Below are 7,796 nucleotides of genomic sequence, written 5' to 3' on the forward strand. Positions count from 1 at the left end.
GACCTGATCGCAGCAGGACTATAGAATGTGTAAAAAGCTGGTTTATAAAATGTGGGTTAAGTTCACAAGGAAATATAACATGTTTATAACAATTCGCGCCCGCTTGTTGCTGGTTGTGTTGTTGCTGAATACGCTGGCAGTTGTTGCTTACACCTCATACGCCTATCAGCTGCGTAAAGCAGACTTACAGAGCCAGATTGATGGACAGTTGTTGTTTGCCGCTCATACCGTTGCCAATATTACTGATCAGAGTATTTATGATCAGGTGGCTAACGGTACCTTTAGTCAGGAAACTTCAGATGCCTTGCAACTACAGGTATTTAATCTGCTTAAATCAACCGATATTGAGTATGTTTATACTATAGTTGAAACCCCGGAAGGCTTGGTGTTTGTATTGGATACACCAGAAGCTGAGGAGGTTGAAGCGGGAGATTTTGGTGAGCTCCTAACACTTTATGAGGAACCCAGTGATGCCATCTTTACTGCCCTGCGTTCACAACAGATCCAGTTTGATGAATACATCGATGAGTGGGGTGAGTTTCGTTCTGTATTTATTCCCTACACCACAGCAAGTGGTCAGCGATTTATTGCCGGGGCCGATATCACTATCAGTCATATTCGTGGCGAGCTGTTAAGTACCTTGCTAGTTTCTGCCTCCATGGGTCTGTTGGTGTTTATTTTGTCTTCTGCCTTAACTTACTCACTGGTATCAACCATTCTGCGCCCACTGGGTTGGGCACAGGCTGTTATGCGAGAAGTAGCCAGTAACCGCGATCTGACATTAAGAGCCCAGTGTAGTCCGGATGAAATTGGTCAGTTATTGGCCGATTTTAACAATCTGATGATTGAGCTGCAGGATACCCTGACCACAACAACCCGTGCAGCCTTGGATACCGCCTCTATTGCGGATCAACTGCAGTCTAGTAGTTATCAGATGAATGATCGTGCCTTGGATGTGGTACGGGCAGTGGATGAAGTCAGGATTCTGGGTGGTACAACAGGAGAGTTGCTAGAAGCGTCCGATAGAGATTTGGCATCGGCTGTGACGGAGGTGTTGGAATCAGTGGAGCGGTTGGATGCTGGTCAGGCAGCAATCAAAAAAGTCGCGGCTAGTATTGAGCAAACAGCTCGTTCTCAATCAGAGCTGTCTGATGAGTTGGGTCAGCTGTCTCATCAGGCAGAAGATGTTAATCAGGTGCTGTCGGTGATCAGTGAAATTGCTGATCAGACCAATCTGCTGGCGCTGAATGCGGCGATTGAGGCTGCTCGAGCTGGTGAACATGGACGGGGTTTTGCTGTGGTTGCTGACGAGGTGCGCAATCTGGCAACTCGTACCCAGGACAGCCTGAATCAGACACGTGAAACCATCACTCGCATTGTTGAAGCTATAGGTGTGGTGGCAGGAAAAATGCAAAATAGTGCCGGTCAGTTTAATCAGCTGCTGGATGAATCCAGTCAGGCTTATGAGCGTGTCACGGAAAGCACTACTACCATGCACAAAACTCGTGGCAGGATGCAGCAGACCTCAGTAAATTTGACAGAGGTGCTGGAGCGTACTCGTGAGGTATTGGCACAGGTTAGGAAGGTTGAAGAGCACACTCATGAAAATTCGGCCAGCATGAGTGAGGTGTCTGAAGCAGCAGACCGCTTGCAGGCTTCTGCGGTGGAGTTAAAAGGCCAGTTGGCTAAGTTTATTGCCTGAAGCTGGTTAAGCAGATAGGTCGAATAAAAAAATCCCCGTGTAAGAACGGGGATTTTTTTGTCAGCAGAGCAGCAGCTATCAACTGTTCAGCTGTGGTCCGGCGGCAACTATGTTTTCATCTACACCAGAGAACTTGCGGAAGTTCTCGATAAACATGGCTGCCAGCTCTTTGGCCTGACGGTCATAGTCATCTTTGTCCTGCCAGGTTTCACGAGGACTCAGCAGGCTACTGTCAACACCGGGTACATGGGCAGGTACTTCCAGGTTCAGCGTTGGCAGTTTAACGGTTTCTACATCAGCCAGTGAACCATTTTGTACGGCATTTACAATGGCACGAGTGGTCGGGATGCTGAAACGGCTGCCACCCTTGCCATGTGCTCCACCTGTCCAGCCAGTATTCACCAGATAAACACGTGAATTAAAAGCTTCGATACGCTTGATCAACAGGTCAGCATAAACACGTGCAGGACGTGGGAAGAAAGGTGCACCAAAGCAGGTGGAGAAGGTTGCTTCAAGGCCGGAGGTGGAACCCATTTCAGTAGAGCCTACTTTGGCCGTGTAACCGGACAGGAAGTGGTAAGCCGCTGCTTCTTTTGAGAGGATGGATACCGGGGGCAGTACACCACTCATGTCACAGGTCAGGAAGATGATGGCGTTGGGTTCGCCAGCGCGGTTTTCTGCAACCCGTTTTTCAACGTGCTCAAGAGGATAAGCAGCACGCGAATTCTGAGTCAGGCTGTCATCAGTATAGTCGGGCTCGCGACGATCATTTAAAACCACGTTTTCCAGAACTGCACCAAAGCGTATGGCATCCCAGATGATGGGTTCGTTTTTCTGGGACAGATCAATACACTTGGCATAACAGCCGCCTTCAATATTAAAGACAGTGCCCACACCCCAGCCGTGTTCATCATCACCTATCAGGTAACGGGAAGGATCAGCAGACAGGGTGGTTTTGCCAGTGCCGGATAGGCCGAAGAACAGGGTGGTTTCACCATCTTCACCGACGTTGGCAGAGCAGTGCATTGGTAATACATCTGAGGCAGGCAGCAGGAAGTTCTGTACCGAAAACATGGCTTTTTTCATTTCACCAGCATAACGCATACCAGCAATTAATACCTTGCGTTCGGCAAAATTCAGAATCACACAACCATCAGAGTTGGTGCCGTCACGTGCTGGATCACACTGAAAGTGCGGGGCGTTCAGAATCGTCCACTCTTTTTTACCGCCGGCGTTAAAATTATCCGGGCGGATGAACAGGGTACGACCAAACAGGTTGTGCCATGCGGTTTCTGTTGTTACGCGCACAGGCAGGTAGTGAGCTGGGTCTGAGCCAACATGCAGCTCGGAAACAAACTGGTCACGTTCAGCCAGATACTGGGCAACACGATCCCAGAGCGCAGCAAACTTTGAGGCATCAAACGGACGGTTGATGCTGCCCCATTCGATATCTGCAGAAGTGCCCGGTTCATCAACAATAAAACGATCCAGTGGAGAGCGGCCTGTGCGCTTGCCGGTGTTAACTACCAGGGCACCATTAACGGCCAGTTGGCCTTCGCCCCGTTGAATTGCCAGTTCGATCAACTGGGCATTGCTTAAGTTGGTATAAGTTTTCACAGCGCTCTCGTTAATATGCGTCATTATTAGGGGTCGCCTCAGTTTACTGCTGCCCAAAAAGTGTGCGGTATTATGTCAAAAAAAAACTTCGGGGCGAAGTGCCTGTTTTTATTAAAAATGACTGATTCGGGGTGTAGCACCATTACACGCTATAAAACTCTTATTTATCAATGAATTAGCTATTGTAAATAATTTTTATCAGCCATCAGCTCAAAAATTGATCAAATCTGACTACATAAATGCTGTTTTGGCCTGCAGGCTTAGACTTCGAAGCGGCTTAACCAATGGCTGTTGTCGGACGCGTCTGCGCTCCGGCGCACCGCAAAGCCAACATTAAATCAGTAATGGTAGCAAAGCTGAGCGATCAAGAGGGTGTCGTCGATTGTTTTGTAGACCATGCGGTCTTCTTCATTGATCCTTTTTGACGGGCTATGGTCATCGCATACTTGTTGCATCATTTGAGCTAAGTTACTGCGAGCACTGGTGTAACTGATGGCATCCATTTTTTGTACCTCGTTTCAGAATGTACAGGAAGCTGTACGCAAATGATTTAACAAACGCAAGCACATGGACGATTTTTTCGATCAGGTTACGGAGTCTGGTTTCAAGTTGCATCTGATTGAGCTTCTAGATGATTTTATTGCACACCGAGGCCAATGTAACGAGTTGCCGAAAAAAGAAGGTATTGTTCGCTTCGCGGAAGGTGACTTGAGAATTGAATGGTTGCCAGACGGCTCAACTCACCTTTCCAAAGGAGACTCGTAATCCTGCCTTATTCATGAGATATAGCTGAAAGGTGGGTGTGGCAATGGTATGCTTCTGCACCTGCCTTCAACCAATCGAGGGGCATCAACTGAAAGTGGCCGCCACCCTCATCGTTCATGCCCGACAGATCAAGGTCAACTGTCCAGTCTCTGGGGAAAGTGACTTACTCCAAGATCTATGTGAATTCAGGGAAAAAAGTGAGTAAGATGCATCGGACAGATTATTAAAGCTCGGATCATACAAGAGGTTCACTGTGACTCAAATTGCCACCGCCAGACGCTCTCGCTCCATCACCACCGAAGAAGTTCTGTTGATTCTCTGCCATTCCGTGACTGAAGTGCTGGGCAACGCCGGTAACGACAAGGTCAGCTACTCTCCGATGGTACAAAAGATCAACAAAACCTGTCTGCGACCCGACATAGGTTGTTTTGTACTGTTTGATGGTGGTTTTTCCGGTCTGGTGATTATCAACTTCACAGCAGAATCGGCGATGGAAATTTATCGTAAATACCTGCTGAGTATGGGGATGCCGGAAAACGAGCTGGCACAGTTCCACACTGCAGATGAAGTCGGCAACGTGATGGGTGAAATCATGAACCAGATTGTGGGTGACTTCACCAACAAGGTTCGCCACCAGTTAAAAACCTCCATCACCCAGAGCCAACCAAAGATGATGGCCATCAACAAGCAGGTGCAGATTTCCGTCAACACCGCTCTGGATCAGGCACAGTCACGCCGGGTAACCTTCAGCACGGAAACCCACAATATTTTTTATCTGGAACTGTCGATGGATAAAACCGAATTCATCAAGCTGCATGATTTTGATGAGTCCGAACTGGAAGATCCGGATGACATCCTGGCTGAAAACTCTCAGCCATCAGAGAACAGTCGCCGCAAGGAAAAATCCAGCAATAATAATGATGATCTGATGAACGATCTGGGTATCTGATTCAGAACACTGCCCGCCCCTGTGGCGGGCTTTCCAGCAGGCGTTTTAACCTCAGCAAACCTTCCTGTAAATTGGACTGCCCTGCATCAGCCTGCGGGCCGGATTTGGGGTGGCAATTGGTAAAATCCTCAAGAGTGAATACCACTGGAGCTGGTTCAACCGCAGCATGGGAGGCATTACAGCGGCCTGTGTGGTCATCATCCTGCAGTAATTTTTTTCTCAGGAAGGAACAATCCGCCGCGGTTATCCCTTAATATATCGACCAGGTTTTTTACTATCCGTGAAATGGTTATTTGAGGACACAAGAGTATGGCAACTGCGTTCGGTACAGTTTTTATGCCCGAGATGGCAATATCCTGGTTTAACGGCAGCAGCTGGAGCCAGGCAAAGATGGTATCGAGCAGCAGCCTGACCCTGCATCCTGGTGCCCATGTGCTGCACTACTCCAGCACCTGTTTTGAAGGCTTAAAGGCCTTTCGGCATGAAGACGGCTCCGTCAACATCTTCCGCATGGACAAAAACATTGCCCGCCTGGCACAAAGCAGCCGCTTGCTGGCACTGCCTGCCATTGATGAAACCATGGCCGCTGAGATGATCAAACAAACGGTAGCTCGTTTTGCTGATGAGGTTCCTGCACCGCCCGGCTCTCTTTACATTCGCCCCACCCATATCGGCACAGAAGCGGCGGTAGGCAAGGCAGCAGCACCCTCCACCAGCTCCTGTTTTTATGTACTGGTTTGCCCAGTGGGTGATTATTTTGCCGGTGGTGATACTGCCCTGCGCCTGCTGCTGGAAGATAACGGCATGCGCTGTGCTCCACACATGGGTATGATCAAAAGTGGCGGTAACTATGCCAGCGCCCTGCAACCTATCCTGCAAGCCCGTGAAGCCGTCAAAGCGGATCAGGTGCTCTTCTGCCCCGGTGGTGATGTTCAGGAAACCGGCGCTGCCAACTTTCTGCTGATTGATGGTGACGAAATCATCACCAAGGCACTGGATGAAAGCTTCCTGCACGGTGTTACCCGAGACTCCATCCTGACCCTGGCGCGTGATCTGGGTATGAAAGTATCCGAACGCCAGCTGACTGTTACCGAGCTGCTGGAGCGAGCAGCCAAACCCGGCTGTGAGGCTGCACTGTCCGGCACTGCTGCAGTGTTGACCCCGGTTGGCACCCTGATTCATCAGGGCAAAGACTTCCCGGTCGGTAATGGCAAGGTAGGCACCACGGTGCTGAAACTGCGCAAAACACTGAACGACATCCAATGGGGCAAGGCCGAAGACAAACACGGCTGGCTAACCCGAATTTAAGCCAAAAACAAAAAGCCCCGGACAGACATAGCTGATCCGGGGCTTTTTTGATTCAAACAACAATTAATCTTTTGTAATCAACACCTTCATACCGGGTGTGACCTGCTCAAAAAGTGCCACCATGGCCTCGGATTGCAAACGGATGCAACCATGCGACAGCGGAATGCCCATCGGCTGATCATCCGGTGTGCCATGCAGGTAGATGTAACGCCGCTGGCTATCCACCTGCCCGCCACGATTAAATCCCTGCTCCTCTCCACACAACCAGAGTATGCGCCCCAGTATCCAGTCTCTTTGCGGATACTCTGCTGCCAGTTCCGCACTCCAGATTTCACCCGTTGGCCTGCGCCCTTTTAAAACCGCTCTGGCATCCAGCCTCGCTCCAATACAAGCACGAACACGGTGCAAACCTCTGGGCGTACAACCACTACCCATTTGTTCACCGGCTCCAGCCAGCGCCGTTGAAACAGGACACTCCATCAACAACTCACCACTGGCCGACAACAGCCACAAGTGCTGCTGAGCAATGGAGATCCTGATCACAACCTATGCCACCTGTTCAGACCAGCGCGGCGGCTGCTCAGGTACAGGAGCCTGCATGGCAGCAGTCACAACGGGCAGCAAACGTGCCACCAGATCCTTAATGCGGGTTTTTTCATCATAATCATTGGCGGCTATATCACGCAGCGCATTCAGTGACGACATGGTGAACACCACCGTACCCAGCATAAAATGGATACGCCAGAAACGCTCAGCATCCGGCAAGTCAGACGTACAAAGTTTCAGCAAATTAGTAAAGCGGAAAAAGGTTTTACCGTAATGCTCCTGCAGGTAACGACGCATATGCCCCTGTGCCTGGGTATAAGCCAACCCCAACAAACGCATGAACACCGACAAACTGCCTTTACTGGCCGGCACACTAACGGTTGTGCGTGCCAGCACCTCCAGCAACTCCTCCAGCGTGACATCACCCTTTTTTTCCAGCCGCTCCAGCTCCAGATTAAACTGAGTACAAAAAGGCTCCAGATAACGGGCAAACACCGCCTGAATCAACGCTTTTTTAGAACCAAAGTGATAGTTCACCGCAGCCAGATTGACCTTAGCCTTGCCAGTGATGGTACGAAGGGAAGTTTCTGCAAAACCCTTTTCAGCAAAAAGAGCTTCTGCAGTATCAAGAATACGTACAACGGTATCGGACTGTGCCATGCCTGCTCCAGATTAAACGTCTGTTTCAAACATTATCCGGCAAAGCTGCAGCAGGGGTCAAGCAACAGAAGAAACAGCGGGTGAAGGCGATTACCGGGCAGCACTCTCAAAACGTGACGCTTGTCAATGAGGCATAGAAATGACTGCATCACGCCAAGCTCACGCGAGCGAAAGATACATTAACGATGGGCAGCCATGTATTTAGTAACTGCCTGTGCTAAAAGGCCTGACCGCGATTCACCGTGTCGC

Annotated in this window: 7 protein-coding genes; 3 read left to right on the forward strand and 4 right to left on the reverse strand. The window is 49.8% G+C overall.

Translation table 11 applies throughout. The features are described 5' to 3' along the window. The first annotated feature begins 79 nt into the window (after nt 1-79). Nucleotides 80-1,702, forward strand: coding sequence for a methyl-accepting chemotaxis protein (locus tag IBX50_RS14995; RefSeq protein WP_292257104.1), 1,623 nt, complete (start codon nt 80-82; stop codon nt 1,700-1,702). Nucleotides 1,703-1,780: 78 nt separating this feature from the next. Here the strand turns inward: IBX50_RS14995 and IBX50_RS15000 are convergent, their stop codons facing one another. Both IBX50_RS15000 and IBX50_RS15005 read right to left on the reverse strand, forming a co-directional pair. Beyond that, complete coding sequence (locus IBX50_RS15000) at nt 1,781-3,343, reverse strand: phosphoenolpyruvate carboxykinase (RefSeq protein ID WP_292257105.1); 1,563 nt, start codon at nt 3,341-3,343, stop codon at nt 1,781-1,783. A 314-nt stretch (nt 3,344-3,657) separates the two neighbouring features. Beyond that, the gene (locus tag IBX50_RS15005) at nt 3,658-3,822 is read right to left on the reverse strand and encodes a type II toxin-antitoxin system YoeB family toxin (protein ID WP_292257106.1); all 165 of its coding nucleotides are present in this window, start codon (nt 3,820-3,822) and stop codon (nt 3,658-3,660) included. Between the two features lie 515 nt (nt 3,823-4,337). Between IBX50_RS15005 and IBX50_RS15010 the strand changes: the two genes are divergently transcribed. Then, nucleotides 4,338-5,033, forward strand: a complete 696-nt coding sequence (locus tag IBX50_RS15010) for a DUF3334 family protein (RefSeq protein ID WP_292257107.1) — start codon at nt 4,338-4,340, stop codon at nt 5,031-5,033. 309 nt (nt 5,034-5,342) lie between these two features. Next, nucleotides 5,343-6,341: a branched-chain amino acid aminotransferase gene (locus IBX50_RS15015; protein WP_292257108.1), complete on the forward strand. Its 999-nt coding sequence runs from the start codon at nt 5,343-5,345 to the stop codon at nt 6,339-6,341. 63 nt (nt 6,342-6,404) lie between these two features. Here the strand turns inward: IBX50_RS15015 and IBX50_RS15020 are convergent, their stop codons facing one another. Both IBX50_RS15020 and IBX50_RS15025 read right to left on the reverse strand, forming a co-directional pair. Continuing rightward, nucleotides 6,405-6,884 carry a L,D-transpeptidase gene (locus IBX50_RS15020; RefSeq protein WP_366930736.1) on the reverse strand — a complete coding sequence of 160 codons (480 nt, stop codon included), beginning with the start codon at nt 6,882-6,884 and terminating at the stop codon, nt 6,405-6,407. Nucleotides 6,885-6,887: 3 nt separating this feature from the next. Further along, nucleotides 6,888-7,547, reverse strand: a complete 660-nt coding sequence (locus tag IBX50_RS15025; RefSeq protein ID WP_292257109.1) for a TetR/AcrR family transcriptional regulator — start codon at nt 7,545-7,547, stop codon at nt 6,888-6,890. Between the last annotated feature and the right edge of the window lie 249 nt (nt 7,548-7,796).

The organism is Marinospirillum sp. (assembly GCF_014859565.1).